Here is a 17,631-nt window from a genome sequence, read left to right as displayed (position 1 = left end):
GTGTACGCCACCGCGCCGGTCCATCTCGGCGACACGTCGTTCCGCCGCAAGGAGATCATCGAGCACTCCCAGGCCATCATGCGAAGCCTGCTCACCTTCGTCGGTGCCGGCGGCGAGTGGGACCGGGACGGTCAGCGGGAGTTCTACGATCTGCTGCGCATGCAGGCACCGGAGGTGTTCCGCGGCGCCGGCGACACCGACTCCGCGGCCCGGGAACGGCGTGCCCGCACCAACACCAATCCGCTCAAGAAGCTCGGCTTCACCGACGCCGAACGCCGCCCCACTCCCCTGGGCCTCGCATTCGCCCGCAGCGACGCCCGGCTGCTCGACGACTTCGACCGCAATTGCCGCCTGAAACCGGAGAACGCCGCGGTGCTGCGCGGCCTCCTCGGCTACGGCGCCGCGACGGACACCGGCGAGGTGTTCTTCCCGGTGCGGCTGCTCATCCGGTTGCTGGTGCGGCTCGGCCCGCTGACGGCCGGCGAGTTCGGGCTCGGCTTCATCATCGGTCCGGAACTGATCGGCGTCGACGAGGAGGCGCTGGCCGCGGAGATCCTCGCCATGCGGCAGGGCGAGCTGGATCTCGAGGAGTACCTGTCGGGCAGCGGCCGCGGCTTCACGCCGGCCGAGCGGGCGTTCATCTCGCACGGCAGCCTGAGCGGTGACGTCTTCCCGAACCGCAAGTCGCCGCAGTCGGTGGCCGGCTACCGGGAGTTCGTGGACGCGCTGACCGCGTTCCGTGCCGGGCCGGCTCCGGCGACCCTGGCGAGGCTGCGGACGGCGATCTCCACCGCCCGCACCAGTATCCGGGACCGCTTCGATCCGGCCGAGTTCCTGCCGGCGCTCCGTTCCCGGACCGCGACACCGGCGCAGGTGTTCGGTGCATGCCGCTATCCCGGTTTCGACGGCGACGACGAGGACTTCCGCCGCGGCCTCGTGCAGACCGCGCAACGCACCCGCACCCGCACGCTGGTCAAGGAGTACCAGGACAACAATCTGCGGATCCTGGCCGCGACCGGTGTCTTCTCGGTGGGCGACGGCGTGGTCCGGATCGGGTCGGCGTACGCACGCGCCTTCTTCGCCACGGTCGCCGACCGGATGCCGTTGACGGCACCCGACGAACCAGGCGCAGCAGCGCGGGCACAGGGTCTGGTCGCCTCGTTCGGCGCGGACGCACTGACCCGGACGAACGAGGCGATCGCCGCCGACCACGGCATCGATCCGTCCGAGGTGCAGGCGTTCGTCGATAGGCAGGAGCTGGCGCGCTTCGATGAGATCGTGTCGGCGGCGTTCGGCCCCGACACGGTGCTCGGGTGGCTGCGTCGTCTGGGCGAGAACCACCAGGACCCGTCGCTCGCCGACGATCTGGAACGCGCCTTCCACGGCAAGGCGTCGGTGCCGTGCATCTACGAGTACCTGGTCGGATTGTCGTTCTACTACGCCTCCGGCCGCGCCTTCGATCCGCGCAGCGCCTTCGGCTTGTCCCTCGACGGCGACTTCCTGCCGATCAGTCACGCCCCCGGCGGTCGCGGCGACATCGAGTTCGTCTTCGACGACCGGCAGGTGCTGATCGAGGTGACGTTGATGGATCCGGGCAATCAGCGGCGCGCCGAACTCGAGCCGGTGTTGCGGCACGCCACGAACCTGGCCTGCGAACACCCCCGACGGCAGACCGTCACGGTGTTCGTCGCCAACGAGGTGGACCCAAACGTCGCCCGGATCTTCGGTTTCGCCCGCGTGATGGCCCTGAGCCCCACGCGCGCGGACGGCCCCGGCGCTTCCGCCACCCCGCTGATCGTGTCGTTGTCGACGCGCGAGTGGACCGGCCTGGCCGACACCGTCGACCTGCACACCTTCTTCGATGAGATCGCCGCCGAAGCCGGCCGCGTGGACGTCGACTACCTGAACTCGGACTGGAACGCCGCGCTCCTGCGCCGCCTGCGGGGCTAGGCGGGGCGCCGTCGCACCGGCACCGAGCCTGCCGTAATCACCGCGATCACGAACCTTTCACCGCCAGTTCGTGATCAGCACCTCGGTGGAGGCTTCGCGGTCCTTCCGGTGGTACGACGAGTTCGCGTAGCTGTGGTCGAGGGTGTGCACCACGAAACCGTGGTCGGTGGCCCAGTCGGTCAGCTGGTCGTGGGCGGCACCCTTGTGGTCGATGACGTTCGACAGCCCGAAGTGCCCGCCGCGCTCGGCGAAAAGCGCCAACTCGTCGAGGAGGTCCGTCTCGTCGTCTGCGGTCCAGGCGTTCTGCTCGTTGTAGGGCGCGGTGCCCAGGATGTACGGCGGATCGCAGTACACCAGGTCGGTGGTCTGCAGCTTCCCGAAGACGTCCCGGAAGTCCAGACTCCACAGCTCCGGCTCCAGCCGGTGCATGCGGTCGACGGTGTCGAACAGGTTCTTGCGGACGCGGCCGTTGAAGTCGCGCTTGCCGACCGGCATGTTGAACTGGCCGCTGCGGTTGTAGCGGATCTGGTTATTGAACCCGAACACGACGAGCGTGAAGAACCAGAAGGGCCGCCGGCGGTCGGCGGAGTCCATGGCGTTGAAATCGTCGCGGAGCCGCAGATACGCCTCCTTGTTGACCTGCCCGAGGCCGTTCGACGAGTTCGCGCCGTACGCCTCGTAACCGTGTTTGGTGCTGTCGGTCAGGCCGTAGTCGGTGATGACCGCCTCGACCCGGGCCACGATCTCCGGGTACGACGAATCCCGGAACATCGTGGACAGCGCCACCACATCGGGCTGCAGGTCGTTGAACACGCACGACGGGTAGCCCGCGTTCATGCCGACCGTCATGCTGCCGCCGAACACGTCCACGAACCGGCGGTGCTGCTCGTCGGGGGCCGGCAGCAGCGGAATGATGCGGTCGACGAGCTTCTTCTTGTTGCCGGTGTAGTTCAGCGGACTGCGTACCGCCGGTGACTGGGCCACCCGGGCCGCCGCCGGAGGCGCGGACACCCCCGCGGTGTCGGCGACGTGGCAGACGAACAGGCGCTCGGTGATCTCGCCGATCCCGGACTTGCCGGTCGTGTACTCGCGGTGCGGAACGTCCACCACGTCGACGCGGCCGCGGCGGGCCAGGATCGAGGTGATGTCGTCGTCGGTGAGGCGGGCCGCCGACCGGGAGTTCCCGCGGTCGCCGGTGTCGTTGTACGACATGATGATCGCCTCCGCATCCAGGGAGTCGATCAGATCGGTGAACGCGGGCACCGCCGCAGTGGTGCAGTAGTCGCTCTTGAGGTGGCGCCGGTCCATCTTCCGCGCCTTGAACTGCACCTGCGGCTTGCTCCAGTCGGCCACGTTGTCGAGCACGTGATAGAGGTCCCCGTATTGACGCGAGTTGTAGGGCGGATCGATGTACACCAGATCCCAGGCACGGGTGCGGACCAGCTCGTTGGCGTCGAGCCGGGTGATCTGGTGCGCGGCGTCGAAGTCTTCGAGCACGGGCAGCCCGAACACGAGGCGCGCGTCGGTGGCGGCGCCTTCGCGGTACGCGTCGTAGTGCCCGACGGTGGCGGCGGCCTTGTCCATGCCGTAGATGAGGCTGGCGATCAGGACGGCCTTCTCGCGGTCGGTGATCTCGCCGGCGCGATGCCAGGCGTCGATCCGTTCCCGGTAGTGCCCGATGAGCCGTGAGTTGGATTCGCTGTAATAGCTGCCGGCGAAGGTCTCGGAGAAGTAGTTCTCCTCGAGCTGGTCGATACGGGCCTCGTTGATCTGGTCGACGAGGCCGGCGACGACGCCGGGTCGCACCTGGCCGTCGCCGAAGAAGGCGCGGTAGATGGTGGTGTTGGACGACAGCAGATCGTTGAATGTGACGGCCATGCCGGCGCGGGCGAGGGACTCCCCCACGACGCCGGTGCCGGCGAACAGATCGGCCGCCGACTCCGGTCGCGACGGCAGCGACTCGATGACCTGGGAGATCACCGGCAGCACGGCGCGCTTGGACCCGAGATAACGTCGGTTCCGGAGCTCAAAAGACTTCACTACCTGCGGCTTTCCGTTTCTGCATCAACTTGTGCGAAACGGTATCACCGCCTGCCGACAAATCGTCGGCGGCTGGCCGGGGCCCACCCCTCGTCCGGGCCCCGGGCCACGACTACTTGAGGTCGGTGCTCGTCTTGCCGAGCACGCGGCGCGCGATGATCAGCTGCTGGATCTGCTGGGTGCCCTCGAAGATGTCCAGGATCTTCGAGTCGCGGGCCCACTTCTCGAGGAGGTCGGTCTCGGCGTAGCCCGACGAACCGCCGACCTCAACGGCCTTGTTGGTCACATCGGTGACGGTGCGCCCGGCCTTGGCCTTCGACATCGACGCCTCGGTCGAGTTCGGTTCGGAGTTGTCGGCCATCCAGGCGGCGCGCAGCGTGTGCAGCCACGACGCCTCCCAGTCCGACTCCAGCCGGATGAACTCGGCGACCGAGGCGTGCTGGGCGGCGGCGGGCTTGTCGTAGTCGACGGGGTGGCCGGCGGCCTCGAGCATCGCGCGCAGCGACTCCAGAGCGGCACGACCCACACCGACGGCCATCGCGGCCACGAACGGACGCGTGTTGTCGAAGGTCTGCATGACGCCGCCGAAGCCCTTCTTGACGTCGATCTCCGGCGAACCGAGAAGGTTCTCGGCCGGAACGCGGACGCCGTCGAAGCGGATCACGGCGGTGTCCGAGGCGCGGATACCGAGCTTCTCCTCGAGTCGCTCGACGGTCACGCCCTTGCTGTCCATCGGGACGACGAAGCTCTTGATGGCGGCACGGCCCTGCGACTTGTCGAGGGTGGCCCACACGACCACGTGATCGGCGCGCGATCCGGCGGTCACGAAGATCTTCTCGCCGTCGATGATGTAGTCGTCGCCGTCGCGCTTGGCGGTGGTGGTGACGGCGGCCGAGTCGGAGCCGAAGCTGGGCTCGGTGATGGCCATGGCGGCCCACACGTCACCGAAGCGCTCGAGCTGTTCGTCGTTGGCGACGGCGGCGATCGCCGCGTTGCCGAGGCCCTGGCCGGGGATCGACAGCATGAGGCCGACGTCGCCCCAGCCGAGCTCGCGGGCGTTGAGGACCGAGCGCATGTTGGCGCCGTTGACGGTCTCGTCGCCGGAGTCCTTCTTGTCACCGGAGGACGACTGCTTGGCCGCCTGCTTGGCGAGGTCGCCCAGCGGGTCGAGCTCGACGGGACGCTCGTGCTCGGCCAGGTCGTACTTGCGGCTGATCGGGCGGAACATGTGCTCGCCGACCGCGTGGGCCTGCTCGATCGTGGAGTTCAGCTTCTCGGGAAGCTCAAGGTTGATCGCCATGAGCGGTTACCTTACTACTCAGTAAGGTTCATGTCGAGGCGGTCGTTCGCGATAGCCTCGAACGCGATGACCACTCCCGTGTATCCCCCCGCACCCGTTTCGCCCCCGCACACCCTGGTCGACGGCGGCCACTACCGGTGCGGCACGTACGACGGCCCGATCCCGGTGATCAACCCGCTGGATGCCGGGCCCGTCGACCGCGCGCCCAAGCTGGCCCGCGCGAACCGGAACCTGCGCCTCAAGGAGTGGGAGGCCTTCCAGCTGGGCGACGACGACTGGTTCGTGCTCGGCGCGGTGTACAACGCCAAGACCGTCGGCCTGCTGCAGGTGCTCGCCGTGCACAAGGAGTCGGCGACCATCACCCGCTGGGAGACCAAGCTGCCGTCGCCGGCACTGCATGTGGCGCGCGGCCTGAACACGTCGTCCTCGCGAGGACGGGTCGGCGACTTCCGCATCGAGATCGGCAATCGGCTCGGCGACGGCGTCGTCGCCATCGACGCCCACCACCCCGGTCACGCCGCCGGCCGACGCCGCACCGAACGTCTGCCATCGATGGATCTGCAGGTCACGGGGTATTGCGGACCCGATGACGCCGCGCACCTGGTGATCGTGCATCCGTTCGGCGAGGACCGGGCGCTGTACTCGCACAAGGTGATGATGCCGGCCGACGGCAGCCTGATCATCGGCGGCGACCGGGTCGGCCTGGGAGACGGCCGCGGCTACCTGATCGTCGACGACCACCACGGCGACTACCCGCGTCCCATGAAGTACGACTGGGTGACCGGCATCCGCCGCACCGCCGACGGTGTCGTCGAAGGCTTCAACCTGACGGACAACCAGGTGCTCGATCCGGCCGAGAACAACGAGAACGCGATCTGGATCGGCAACGCTCTGCACCGTCTGCCGCCGGTCACCGTGCAGCGCCCGCACGGCCCCTGGGGCCCCTGGTACATCCGCGACACGGCCGGCGCCGTCGACGTCACGTTCACGCCGACCGTCAAGTCGACCATGCACGTCGGCCCCCGCAAGACGCTCGCCGAGTACTACGCGCCCTACGGCTGGTACGAGGGCACCATCCACGCCGACGGCGCCTCCCTGACCGTCGACGGCATGTTCGGAGTCGGCGAACAGAAACGCATCACCGTCTGACGATCCCCGCGATCGCGGCGTCGACCGCCTTTTCCGCGTACGGCCACTGCTGTTCGCCGGTCAGCCGACTCAACGGTCCCCGCAAAGCGAGTTCGGCGAAGCCGTGGACCATCGACCAGCACGACCAGGTGGCGCCGTCCCGATCGTCGGGCGCGACCAGCCCGGCGTCGACCATGGCGTCGAGTGCAGTGGACAGCGCACGGTAGGGCGGGATCTGAGCGAGCTCGTCGGGGCCGGGGGAGTGCTCGCCGAAAAAGCAGGTGGTGAACCACCCCGGTTCGGTGAGCGCGAAGGCGATGTAGCCGAGCCCGACCGCGCGGAGTCGTTCGGTAGGCGAGGTCTGCGGGATGTCGGCCATGACATCGGCCATCCGCTGCTGGATGGCGCCGCTCACCGCGTGCAGGAGGGCCGCACGGTCGGGGTAGTGCCGGTAGGTGGCGTTGGCACTGACGCCGACGCGGCGGGCGACGTCACGGACGGTCAGCGCGGCCGGGCCTCCGCTCCGGGTGACGTCCAGACCTGCTTCCACCAGGGCTTTCGCTAGATCACCGTGGTGGTAGGCCATCTCATCCTTGGCGTTCGTCCCGACGTTGTGTACGGTGTGAACATATCAGATGTTCACACCGTGAACTTTCCTCCGAGGAGCCTCATGCCGACCGCATCTCCGGCCACGCCGAACGGTGACACCACCTGCCACATGTCCATATCGTTGGACGGCTACGTCGCCGGTCCTCACCAGAGCCGTGACGCCGGCCTGGGGGTCGGCGGACAGAAGCTGCACACCTGGCATATGGGTGATCCGCGCGCCACGGACGCCGATCGGACGGCCGCCGACTGGTTGATGCGGCCCCGCGGCGCCTACGTGATGGGGCGGAACATGTTCGGGCCGATCCGCGGCGAGTGGAACGAACCGTGGGACGGCTGGTGGGGTGACGAGCCGCCGTACCACGCTCCGGTCTTCGTCCTCACTCACTACGCTCATGACCCGATCGAGCTCCAGGGCGGCACCACATTCCACTTCGTCACCGACGGTTTCGATTCCGCGTATGCGCAGGCTGTGGCGGCGGCGGACGGTAACGGTGTCGATATCGCCGGCGGTGCGTCGACGGTCCGGCAGGCGCTCGCGGCCGGAGTGATCGACGAATTGACCCTCGATGTCGCTCCGGTGCTGCTGGGTGCCGGTGAACGCATCTTCACCGACGACGCCGGCAACCCGGTCGTCGACGACTTCGGGTTCGAGCCGGTAGAAGTGCTGGCGTCACCGTTGTCCACGCACATCCGGTACCGACGAGCGTTGAGTCGATGACCATCCGAATGGACAACGTCGGGATCGTCGTCGACGATCTGACCGCGATGATCGACTTCCTCACCGACCTCGGGTTGCGGCTGGAAGGCCGGTCCGTCGTCGCCGGGGCCTGGGCGGGTCAGGTCACCGGCCTGGGCGATCAGCATGTCGAGATCGCGATGATGCAGACCCCGGACGGCAGCCGAATCGAACTCTCGCGATTCAACCGCCCAGCCGTCATAGAGGACCATCGGGGCGCTCCCGTCAACGCCCTCGGCTATCTGCGAGTGATGTTCGAAGTCGATGACCTCGACGACGTGCTGGACCGGGCGTACCGGCACGGCGCGGTCCTGATCAGCGACGGCGTCGTCGAGTTCGAGAACGTGTACCGGCTCTGCTACCTGCGGGGACCGGAGAACATTCTCTTCGGGCTCGCGCAGAAGCTGCCGGCGAGCGCCAAGCGCCCCGCACCCGAGCCGGCGAAGGCAGACGGAACAGTCAGCGACCTCGTCGACGACCAGCGGGGCTGACTCCTCTGGGACGACTCAGCGGTGTCGGCCACGGCACACGGTGTGTAGATAAATATGTCTACACGCCGTGTAGTGTGGGGATATGAGCGACACCACGACCATTCGGGTCACGCGGACGACTCGAGACACTCTCAACGAGCTGGCTGCGCGCCGAGGCGAGTCGTTGACCGACACGGTCAGTCGTGCCGCGCGTCTCTTAGAGCAAGAGAGCATCGGTCACGATCTCGCATTCCCGCTCCGCGACGAGGAACAGGCGTGGCTGGATGCTGACGCCGGGTGACGTCGTCAGGCTCGACCTCGGCTCCCCCGCGGGATCGGAAGCGGGGCTGGAAAGACCGGCCATCGTCGTCACCGCCGGCCAGATTCTGCGCGGCGGGCCGAACGTCGTCCAGGTCGTGCCGCTGACCCGCACCATCCGCGCGAACGGTGCCGAAGTCGCCGTCGAACCGGATCCGGGCAACGGTCTCACCGCCGTCTCGGCCGCCCAATGTCAGCACATCCGATCAGTCGCGGCCACCCGGGTGGGGGACCGACTGGGCAACGTCGGCCCGGGCGTCCTGCACCAGGTGCGGGCCACCGTCGCCCTGCTGATCGACGCCTGAAACGTCAGCGGTCGAGTGTCACCGAGCGGTTGTAGTCCAGGCCCACGTCCACCCATTCGGCGAGGCCATCGGCGTCGAGGGCTTCCGGCGCGACGCTGATCCAGCCGGGACCCATCACACGACCTCCGCTCATCACCGCCTGAGCGGCGCCGTCCCGCGAGCACAACCGGCCGTGGTCGTCGGCGTTCACCCGAACCAGCAGATCGCCGCCCTTGCCGGCGCTGAACGCGATCTTGTCGTTCACCATGAACGCGCGGCCGCCGAACATCGAGACCTCGCGCACCTCGCCCTGACCGCGCAACAGTTCGCGCAGCCGCTCGGCCAAGGACGACTGGGCTTCCGAAGGCATACCGTCAGGCTAGACCCCCGGAAGAACGGTCAGGGGACGATGTTGACCATCTTGCCGGGCACGTAGATGACCTTGCGGGGTTCGCCGTCCAGGAAGCCCTGCACCTTCTCGTCGGCGAGCGCCGCGGCGACCACGGTCTTCTCGTCGGCGTCGGCCGCCACCTGCAGACGACTGCGAACCTTGCCCTTCACCTGGACCGGGATCTCCACGGTGTCCTCCACCAGCAGATCGGGATCCGTCTCCGGGAACGGGCCGTGTGCCAGCGAACCGTCGTGACCCAGGCGGCTCCACAGTTCCTCCGCCAGATGCGGGGCCAGGGGAGCGAGCATCAGGACCAGCGGCTCCACGACCCCGCGCGGCGCGCCGTCGGGGTACGTCTTGGTGAGGTGGTTGGTCAGCTCGATCAGCTTGGCGCCGGCGGTGTTCATGCGCAGGCCGTCGAAGTCTTCGCGGACACCGGCGATCGTCTTGTGCAGCGCCTTCAGGTCGTCGTCGGACGGCTGGGATCCGGTCACGCGCACCGCACCCGACTCCTCGTCGACCACCAGGCGCCACACGCGCTGCAGGAAGCGTTGCGCACCGACGACGTCCTTGGTCGCCCACGGACGCGACTGGCCCAGCGGACCCATCGCCATCTCGTAGACGCGCAGGGTGTCGGCACCGTAGTCGCGGCAGATGTCGTCCGGAGCGACGGAGTTCTTGAGCGACTTGCCCATCTTCCCGTACTCCTGCGTCACCTCTTCGCCGTCGTAGAAGAACCTGCCGCCCTGCTCGGTGACCTCTTCGGCCGGCACGTAGACGCCCCGGGCGTCGGTGTAGGCGTACGCCTGGATCATGCCCTGGTTGAACAGCTTGCGGTACGGCTCGCTGCTGGTCACATAGCCCAGATCGAACAGCACCTTGTGCCAGAAACGCGAGTACAGCAGGTGCAGGACCGCGTGCTCGACGCCGCCGACGTACAGATCCAGACCACCCGGATCGTCCTTGCCGTGCAGGGCCGGACGCGGACCCATCCAGTAGGCCTCGTTGTCCTTCGCCACGAACTCCGTCTCGTCGGCGGGATCGATGTAGCGCAACTGGTACCACGAGCTGCCGGCCCAGTTCGGCATCACATTGGTGTCGCGGGTGTAGCTCTGAAGACCGTCGCCCAGATCCAGGTCGACGGTCACCCAGTCGGTGGCCTTGGCGAGCGGGGGAGACGGCCGGCTGTCGGCGTCGTCCGGATCGAACGAGACCGGTGCGTAGTCGGCGACCTCCGGCAACTCGATCGGCAGCATCGAATCCGGCAGCGCATGCGGTGCGCCGTCGGCGTCGTAGACGATGGGGAAGGGCTCGCCCCAGTAGCGCTGACGGGCGAACAGCCAGTCACGCAACTTGTACTGCACCGTGCCGGTGCCCGCACCCTGCTCCTCGAGGTGTTCGATCATCGCGGTCTTCGCCTCGTCGACCCGCTTACCGTCCAGGAAACCCGAGTTGACCAGCGGCCCGTCGCCGGTGAACGCCTCCTCTGCGACGCCGTCGTCCGACCCGATGACCTCGATGATCGGCAGGCCGAACGCGGTCGCGAACTCGTAGTCGCGCTCGTCGTGGGCGGGCACCGCCATGATCGCGCCGGTGCCGTAACCGATCAGCACGTAGTCGGCGATGAACACCGGAACCTGGGCCCCGTTCACCGGGTTGGTGGCGTAGGCGCCGGTGAAGACACCGGTCTTCTCCTTGTTCTCCTGACGCTCGATGTCGCTCTTGGCGGCGATCGACGCCCGATACGCCGCCACGGCCTCCTTCGGGGTGGCGGCGCCACCCGTCCAGCGCGGATCGACGTCGTCCGGCCACGCGTCCGCGACGATCTGATCGACGAGGTCGTGCTCGGGTGCCAGCACCATGTACGACGCACCGATCAGAGTGTCCGGGCGGGTCGTGAAGACCTCGATCTCCCCGCTCGCTGATCCTGCCGAAGCATCGGCGGCCAGGCCCGGCACCGGGAACCGCACGTGCGCACCGCGCGAACGGCCGATCCAGTTGCGCTGCATGGTCTTGACCTTCTCCGGCCAGTCCAGCAGGTCCAGATCGTCGTACAGCCGATCCGAGTAGGCGGTGATCCGCATCATCCACTGCCGCAGGTTCTTGCGGAAGACCGGGAAGTTGCCGCGCTCACTCTTGCCGTCGGCCGTCACCTCTTCGTTGGCCAGGACGGTGCCCAGGCCCGGGCACCAGTTGACCAGCGAATCGCTCAGATAGACCAGACGGTACGAGTCCAGGACCTCGCGACGGCCGGCCTCGTCCAGGTCCTTCCAGACCTGACCGCCGGCGGGGGTGCGGTCGCCGGAATCGAACTCGGCGATCAGCTCCTCGATGCGTCGCGCCTTCTGCTGATCGTCGTCGAACCAGGCGTTGTAGATCTGCAGAAAGATCCACTGCGTCCAGCGGTAGAAGTCGACGTCGGTGGTCGCGATGCGGCGACGCTCGTCATGTCCGAGACCGAGCCGGCGGATCTGCTGCAGATATCGCTCGATGTTGGTCTCGGTGGTGGTCCGCGGATGCGTGCCGGTCTGCACGGCGTACTGCTCGGCCGGCAGACCGAACGAGTCGAAGCCCATGGTGTGCAGCACGTTGTGCCCGGTCATCCGCTGGAATCGGGCGTACACGTCGCTGGCGATGAAGCCGAGCGGGTGACCCACGTGGAGGCCGGCACCTGACGGGTACGGGAACATGTCCTGCACGAAGAGCTTGTCGGGGGCGTCGGCGCCCGAACCGGAGAACTCCGAGAAGTCGCCGGCGAGTGCCCCGACCGGGTTGGGGGCGTTGAACGTTCCCTGCTCGGTCCAGTACTGCTGCCAGCGCGCTTCGACCTCACCGGCGGTCTGCGCGGTGTATCGGTAGCCCTGTTCGTTCTCGGCGTTGCTCACCCGACCAGGGTAAATCGTCGCCGATGTCAGGTCGTCGGCACCTCGGTCGTACAGTTGGACTCGTGCACACCGTCTCGCTCGCCGCCGCCGTGATCGCGTTCGCGATCGCCGCGCTGTGGGCTGTCACCGGAGTCGCCGGACTGCTCGGCCGCCTGCCCGGCAACCGCTGGATCGGCGTCCGCACCCCCGAGACCGGCCGCACCCCCGAGACGTGGACGCTCGCCCAGCGCGTCGCCGCCCCCGGCTATCTCGGCGGCGCCGTCGCCGCCTTCCTCGGTGGAGCACTCGCGCTGTCCGGCCGGTGGGGATTCCTGTTCGCGCTCGGCGGGCTGGTCCTCGGCGCCCTCGCGGTCTCGGTGTGCAGCGGGGTGGCGGTTCGCGCCGCCGCGGCGGCCGCCCCCGCCGAGGAATCCGGCTGCACCAGCGGCTGCTGCTCCGGCGACGACGCCGCGACCTCCGACTCCTGCGCCGACGACCCGTCGGCGCGCGTCGACGGTGCGGAATGTGGTGAGTCGAGCTGCGGGTCGTGCGCGCTGAACGGAATGTGCACCCCCGAATCGCAGAGCACCGCCCACTGATCGCGGGGCTCGTCTGATGCTCGGTCGTCTTCTCGCGCGCTCACCGATCGACGGGTTCGTCCTGTCGATTCTGGCCGCCGTCGTCGTGGCCGCACTCTTCCCCGCCGAGGGCGCCTTCGCGTCGTTCCTCGACAAACTGGTGATCGCCGCGATCGCATTGCTGTTCTTTCTGTACGGCACCCGGCTGTCACCGAAAGAGGCACTCGAAGGACTGACGCACTGGCGCCTGCATCTGACGATCCTGGCGTTCACGTTCGTGCTGTTCCCGATCATCGGCGTCCTCCTGGCGCCGGCGCTCAAACCGCTTCTCGGCGACGACCTGTCATCGGGTCTGCTGTATCTGACCCTGGTGCCCTCGACCGTCCAGTCGTCGATCGCCTTCACCTCCATCGCCCGCGGCAACGTGCCCGGCGCCATCGTGAGCGCGTCGGTGTCGAACCTGCTGGGCGTGGTGATCACGCCGCTGCTCGTGGTGTGGCTGATGTCCACCGACTCCGGGGTGCACGTGAACGCCGAGTCGATCACCAAGATCCTGCTGCAGATCCTGCTGCCGTTCGTCGTCGGTCAACTCGTGCGGCCGTGGGTCGGACCGTTCCTGTCCCGGTACGCCGAGCCCACCAAATACGTCGACCGCGGTTCCATCGTGCTGGTCGTCTACGTCGCGTTCAGCGAAGGCGTCCGAGAGGGCCTGTGGTCGCACGTCGACGCCTGGCAGATCATCATCGTCTTGACCGTGGCGATCCTTCTGGTGATCGGCATGCTCGCCCTGACCGGCTGGCTGCCGAAGAAGATGGGATTCGACCGGGCCGACACCATCGCCATCCAGTTCTGCGGCACCAAGAAGTCCCTGGCCACCGGCCTGCCGATGGCGACGGTGCTGTTCGCCGGTCCCGCCGCCGCGGCGATCGTCGTCCCGCTGATGATCTTCCACCAGGTGCAGCTCATCATCTGCTCGTGGCTGGCCGGCCGCTACGCGAAGGACGCCCCGGACCCCGCCTGAGGTCCGGAGTGCAACGCTCCACGGTTCCCTCAATACCCTCCAAAGTTCCGGCTGAAACGTTGGAGTAATCCCCTCCCCGGCCGGGCTGGAAATTGTCGTAGGCCTGCGTAAACTAGAAAGTAGTCGAACACCTGTTCTAGTCAGCGAAAAAGGGGGTGTGGGCATGAGTCGGCGACGCAAGGCCTCGCGTACTCCGAAGCGCTGGCGTGATGCCGACCTGACACCCCTGGGCTTGGGACCGGTACCGGACGGGCTCGCCGATCACGATGCTGATGTGACCGCGATCAATCAGCTCGTGGCGACGTGTGAGGGGGAGTCGTATCTGATGTGGCGACGCCTGAACGCGGTCGCCGACCTCCTCGAACGACGCGCCCCTATCGATCCAGCAACCGCGAAGGACTCAGTCGAGTTCACCCGCTTGTGCGACCCGCGTACGAAACTGGCCACCAGTATCGCCGGCACCCTGGCGATCAGTACCTACCTGGCCGAGAAACTGGTGACCGAAAGCGAAGCACTGCGCCATCGCCTGCCACACACCGGCCTGCTACTGCGGGACGGGGTCTTGAGTCCGCGAGCGTTCTCTGCGGTGGTGTTCGAGACCACCGCCGTCATCGACCCAGCCCTGATGGTGCAGATCGATCACCGGATCGCCGACGAACTCACCGCCTCCGGCATACGCACCGTGACCGCCGTCGCCGACCTCGCCCGCCGGATCGTCGCCGACGTCGACGCCGAAGCAGCCCGCGCCGAACGCGAAGCAGCCAAAAAGAACGCCGGAGTCGTGAGCTATCCGATCCGCGGGGGCATGGCGGTTCTGGAAATCACCGACACCGCAGAACGGATTGCGGTCATGGACGCCGCGATCACCGCCGCAGCTCAAAAGACCGGCGAGACCGACACCCGCAGTAGTGGCCGCCGCCGCGCCAATGCCGCCTACGACCTACTCACCGGAGACGGGAGTGGACCTGGCGCGAAGGTCATCGTCAACGTCATCACCGACAGATCCACTCTCGAAGGCGGCGATAAGCCCGGGCACCTCGACGGCCACGGAACCATCTCCGCCGACCACGTCCGGGACATCGCGTCGACGCCCGGCACCGTCGTGCGGCCCCTGGACTTGACCACGCTGGCTGATCACACTGCGCAAGCGGCGGATCCGTACCGGCCGACTGCACTATTGGACACAGTGGTGCGCGGCTTGTTCGGAACCTGCACCTGGCCGGGTTGTTCACGCCCCGCCAGCCGCTGCCAGCTCGATCACGTCACCGAATACAACCACCAGAACCCCGATGCGGGTGGTGCGACGTGTTGGTGCAACCTCAACCCCAAATGCGTGTTCCACCACCAGATCAAAACCTTCGCCGACGGATTCCTCGACGATCAACTCATCGACGCGAACGGACACATCTGGACCGAAATCACCACCCCAGAAGGATTCACTACCCGGATTCGGGCAGCCAACACCTGGCTGTTGCCTGGTTTGGGGTTGATTCCCTGTAGGCATGGACCACCGGATCTCCTTTCGACAAGCTCAAGGAGCGTGTCAACAGACCCAGCGAACGGGACTGCACCGCACCGCTCCTCGAGCGCACCGCAACGCTCCTTGAGCGTGCGGTGCCCTGAGCATGCGTGGCGGAGCTTGCTCCGACACGCGGTCGAAGGGTCGAAAGGAGCCGAACCCACACGCACCCGCACTCGCACGGAGGCCAAACACGCCTACCGGCTGCAGCTGCGTGCCCAGAACCGGCGAGCTCGCTTCGACAGGCTCACCGAGCGGACTGTCGGGCCGGCGACCGGCACGGCTTTCGCCGACGACGGTCCACCGCCCTTCTGATCGCACAGCGGATTCCGGGGACGGAGTAGAACTGAAGACATGGCGAGACGGGACATCAGCGGACAGGTCGTGGTCGTCACCGGTGCGGCGACCGGGATCGGGAGGGCCATCGCCGGGCGACTGTCCGACGCGGGGGCGATCGTGGCGATCGGCGACCGCGACGCCGACGGGGCCGCCGTCGCCGCCTCCGAACTGCGGCACGGCGCTCGCGGCTACGCACTCGACGTCACCGACGAGAGGTCCTACACCGACTTCATCGCCACCGTCACCGAGCATCTCGGCCCGATCGACGTCCTCGTCAACAACGCCGGCGTCATGTGGGTCGGGCCCTTCGACGCCGAGCCGCCGACCGCGACCGACGCCATGCTGGCCGTCAACGTCGGCGGCGTGATCCGCGGCATCCGGCTGATCGCCCCGGCTATGCGGGAACGCGGCCGCGGGCACATCGTCACCATCGCCTCGGCCGCCTCCAAGCTCGCACCTCCCGGCGAGTCCAGCTACGCCGCCAGCAAGCATGCCGTCCTCGGCTACCTGACCGGTGTCCGCGAAGAACTGCACGGCACCGGTGTCGACGTCTCGGCGATCATGCCGGGCGTCGTGGACACCGCCTTGGCGGCCGGCACCGACACCGGCGCGGCCCGGTTGCTGCGCCCCGACGATGTGGCCGACACCGTGCTGAGAGTGCTCGCCCGGCCTCGCTTCCAGACCACGGTGCCCCGCTATGTCGGCCCGGCCGCCGCGCTCGCCGGTCTCCTGCCTCAGCGGCTGCGCGACGTCGTGCTGCGCCGGATGGTGCCCGATCAGGTGGCGGCCTCCAAGGACGCCGATCGAAGCAGTTACGAGTCCGGTGCGCTCGGGAGCTGACCGTCGGCGGCACGGTCGCGGCGCCGGCCGGTGAGCCAGCGGGCGAGCACCACCAGCACGAATCCGCCGACCAGCACGATCACCAGGACGCCCATGATGGTGGCCCCGGCCCGGGCGCCCAGGAGATGGGACAGCACCAGCACCGTCGTCACCCAGGTGGCACCGCCGAGAAAGGTGAGCAGCGCATAGCGGCGCACCGGAACGGCCGCCATCCCCGACGTGATCGGCACCAGGGTGCGGATGTAGCCGATCCACCGGCCGATCGGCACCGTCAGATAGCTGCGCTCACGGGCCCGCCGCCGCGCACCGTCCCAGTACTCGTCACCGAACTTCCGGCCCGCCCACGAATGCCTGACGCGCGGTCCACTGGTCCGGCCCACCCAGTACCCGGTGAGGTCGCCGAGCAGCGCTGCCACGCAGGCGACGACGATCAGGACGTACAGGTTCGGATGCCCGATGGCGGATGCGACACCGGCGGCGATCAGTGTCGCCTCGCTGGGCAGGACCAGGCCGGCGATCAGGACCGCGGTCTCGGAATAGACCACGCCGAACACCACCAGGTAGACGGCCCACGCCGGGGCGAGGCCGACGACGGAGGTCAGCCATTCGCTGATGGCGTGCATGTCAGTTGGTGATCGGATCGGCCGGATACGTCGCCAGCAGCGGCAACGGCCACGGCTGGCGGCGCAGCACCTCGTGCCAGACGTCGACGTCGGCGGGAGCCAGCAGGTCGGTCGGCAGTCCGGGCGCGACGATCCAGCTGCCGTCGGCGAGTTCCTCGTCGAGCTGTCCGGGTTCCCACCCGGCGTATCCGGCGAAGATCCGCACCCCGGTCAGCACGTCCTCGAGTTCGTCGGGGTCGGCATCGAGGTCGACCATCGCCACCGGGCCGCGGACCCGGTGGAGCTTCGGTTGCGCATCCAGATCGATGCCGGTCTTCGCCACTCCCAAGCAGACGGCCGACTCGGTGGACACGGGTCCGCCGATGAAGACGGCGCGGGGCGAGGCGGCCAGTTCCGACCACTGCGGCAGCACGTTGAACACCGCGGCCTGGCTCATCCGGTTGAGTATCACGCCGAGGGTTCCGGACTCGTCGTGCTCGATGAGATAGATGACGGCGCGCGCGAATTCGGGGCCGGTCAGCGATGTTGAGGCGATCAGCAGCGAACCCGGCCGGACTTCTTCCGGCGACGGCGTGGACTCCTGCGGCACCGCTTCATCATGGCACGCTTCGCACCCCGGCG

At 67.9% G+C, this 17,631-nt stretch carries 17 protein-coding genes; 10 read left to right on the top strand and 7 right to left on the bottom strand.

Annotated elements, in window-relative coordinates; all coding sequences use genetic code 11:
• Complete coding sequence (locus QM774_RS11585) at nucleotides 1–1,950, top strand: AlwI family type II restriction endonuclease (RefSeq protein ID WP_414976019.1); 1,950 nt, start codon at nucleotides 1–3, stop codon at nucleotides 1,948–1,950.
• A gap of 57 nt (nucleotides 1,951–2,007) precedes the next feature.
• On the opposite strand, the gene QM774_RS11580 is transcribed toward QM774_RS11585, so the two are convergent.
• Both QM774_RS11580 and QM774_RS11575 read right to left on the bottom strand, forming a co-directional pair.
• Nucleotides 2,008–3,990: a Dam family site-specific DNA-(adenine-N6)-methyltransferase gene (locus QM774_RS11580; RefSeq protein WP_414976018.1), complete on the bottom strand. Its 1,983-nt coding sequence runs from the start codon at nucleotides 3,988–3,990 to the stop codon at nucleotides 2,008–2,010.
• A gap of 112 nt (nucleotides 3,991–4,102) precedes the next feature.
• On the bottom strand, nucleotides 4,103–5,290 hold the full coding sequence (locus tag QM774_RS11575; RefSeq protein WP_414976017.1) for an acyl-CoA dehydrogenase family protein: 1,188 nt from the start codon (nucleotides 5,288–5,290) through the stop codon (nucleotides 4,103–4,105).
• Between the two features lie 66 nt (nucleotides 5,291–5,356).
• Here QM774_RS11575 and QM774_RS11570 point away from each other — a divergent pair, with 66 nt between their 5' ends.
• Nucleotides 5,357–6,439 (top strand): DUF2804 family protein, encoded by a 1,083-nt coding sequence (locus QM774_RS11570; RefSeq protein ID WP_414976016.1) that lies wholly within the window; start codon nucleotides 5,357–5,359, stop codon nucleotides 6,437–6,439.
• On the opposite strand, the gene QM774_RS11565 is transcribed toward QM774_RS11570, so the two are convergent.
• Nucleotides 6,429–7,004: a TetR/AcrR family transcriptional regulator gene (locus QM774_RS11565; protein ID WP_414976015.1), complete on the bottom strand. Its 576-nt coding sequence runs from the start codon at nucleotides 7,002–7,004 to the stop codon at nucleotides 6,429–6,431. The two genes, QM774_RS11570 and QM774_RS11565, sit on opposite strands and share 11 nt — an antisense overlap.
• A gap of 84 nt (nucleotides 7,005–7,088) precedes the next feature.
• On the opposite strand from QM774_RS11565, the gene QM774_RS11560 reads away from it, so the two are divergent.
• From QM774_RS11560 to QM774_RS11545, 4 genes are all read left to right on the top strand, one after another.
• Nucleotides 7,089–7,745, top strand: coding sequence for a dihydrofolate reductase family protein (locus QM774_RS11560; protein ID WP_414976014.1), 657 nt, complete (start codon nucleotides 7,089–7,091; stop codon nucleotides 7,743–7,745).
• Nucleotides 7,742–8,254: a VOC family protein gene (locus QM774_RS11555; protein ID WP_414976013.1), complete on the top strand. Its 513-nt coding sequence runs from the start codon at nucleotides 7,742–7,744 to the stop codon at nucleotides 8,252–8,254. The genes QM774_RS11560 and QM774_RS11555 overlap by 4 nt, the downstream gene beginning before the upstream one ends.
• An 82-nt stretch (nucleotides 8,255–8,336) precedes the next feature.
• Nucleotides 8,337–8,534 carry a hypothetical protein gene (locus tag QM774_RS11550; RefSeq protein WP_414976012.1) on the top strand — a complete coding sequence of 66 codons (198 nt, stop codon included), beginning with the start codon at nucleotides 8,337–8,339 and terminating at the stop codon, nucleotides 8,532–8,534.
• A complete protein-coding gene (locus QM774_RS11545; RefSeq protein WP_414976011.1) occupies nucleotides 8,518–8,856 on the top strand; it encodes a type II toxin-antitoxin system PemK/MazF family toxin in 339 nt (112 codons plus the stop codon). The genes QM774_RS11550 and QM774_RS11545 overlap by 17 nt, the downstream gene beginning before the upstream one ends.
• A gap of 4 nt (nucleotides 8,857–8,860) precedes the next feature.
• Here QM774_RS11545 and QM774_RS11540 read toward each other — a convergent pair whose 3' ends face one another.
• Together QM774_RS11540 and leuS are read right to left on the bottom strand one after the other, a co-directional pair.
• Nucleotides 8,861–9,205, bottom strand: a complete 345-nt coding sequence (locus QM774_RS11540; protein ID WP_414976010.1) for a TfoX/Sxy family protein — start codon at nucleotides 9,203–9,205, stop codon at nucleotides 8,861–8,863.
• Nucleotides 9,206–9,234: 29 nt separating this feature from the next.
• The gene (gene leuS / locus QM774_RS11535) at nucleotides 9,235–12,111 is read right to left on the bottom strand and encodes a leucine--tRNA ligase (RefSeq protein ID WP_414976009.1); all 2,877 of its coding nucleotides are present in this window, start codon (nucleotides 12,109–12,111) and stop codon (nucleotides 9,235–9,237) included.
• 62 nt (nucleotides 12,112–12,173) lie between these two features.
• On the opposite strand from leuS, the gene QM774_RS11530 reads away from it, so the two are divergent.
• From QM774_RS11530 to QM774_RS11515, 4 genes are all read left to right on the top strand, one after another.
• Entirely contained in the window at nucleotides 12,174–12,689 is a 516-nt protein-coding gene (locus QM774_RS11530) for an SdpI family protein (RefSeq protein ID WP_414976008.1), read from the top strand.
• A 16-nt stretch (nucleotides 12,690–12,705) separates the two neighbouring features.
• On the top strand, nucleotides 12,706–13,689 hold the full coding sequence (locus tag QM774_RS11525) for a bile acid:sodium symporter family protein (RefSeq protein ID WP_414976007.1): 984 nt from the start codon (nucleotides 12,706–12,708) through the stop codon (nucleotides 13,687–13,689).
• Between the two features lie 163 nt (nucleotides 13,690–13,852).
• A complete protein-coding gene (locus QM774_RS11520) occupies nucleotides 13,853–15,523 on the top strand; it encodes a DUF222 domain-containing protein (RefSeq protein ID WP_414976006.1) in 1,671 nt (556 codons plus the stop codon).
• Between the two features lie 39 nt (nucleotides 15,524–15,562).
• Complete coding sequence (locus tag QM774_RS11515) at nucleotides 15,563–16,387, top strand: SDR family oxidoreductase (protein ID WP_414976005.1); 825 nt, start codon at nucleotides 15,563–15,565, stop codon at nucleotides 16,385–16,387.
• On the opposite strand, the gene QM774_RS11510 is transcribed toward QM774_RS11515, so the two are convergent.
• Together QM774_RS11510 and QM774_RS11505 are read right to left on the bottom strand one after the other, a co-directional pair.
• Nucleotides 16,360–17,010 (bottom strand): DedA family protein, encoded by a 651-nt coding sequence (locus QM774_RS11510; protein ID WP_414976004.1) that lies wholly within the window; start codon nucleotides 17,008–17,010, stop codon nucleotides 16,360–16,362. The two genes, QM774_RS11515 and QM774_RS11510, sit on opposite strands and share 28 nt — an antisense overlap.
• A gap of 1 nt (nucleotide 17,011) precedes the next feature.
• Complete coding sequence (locus QM774_RS11505; RefSeq protein ID WP_414976003.1) at nucleotides 17,012–17,599, bottom strand: YqgE/AlgH family protein; 588 nt, start codon at nucleotides 17,597–17,599, stop codon at nucleotides 17,012–17,014.
• Between the last annotated feature and the right edge of the window lie 32 nt (nucleotides 17,600–17,631).

This window comes from Gordonia sp. (in: high G+C Gram-positive bacteria), assembly GCF_047600565.1.
GTDB lineage: Bacteria > Actinomycetota > Actinomycetes > Mycobacteriales > Mycobacteriaceae > Gordonia.
Note: the sequence above shows the minus strand (reverse complement) of the source record. Positions and strands in the feature narration are given on the sequence as shown.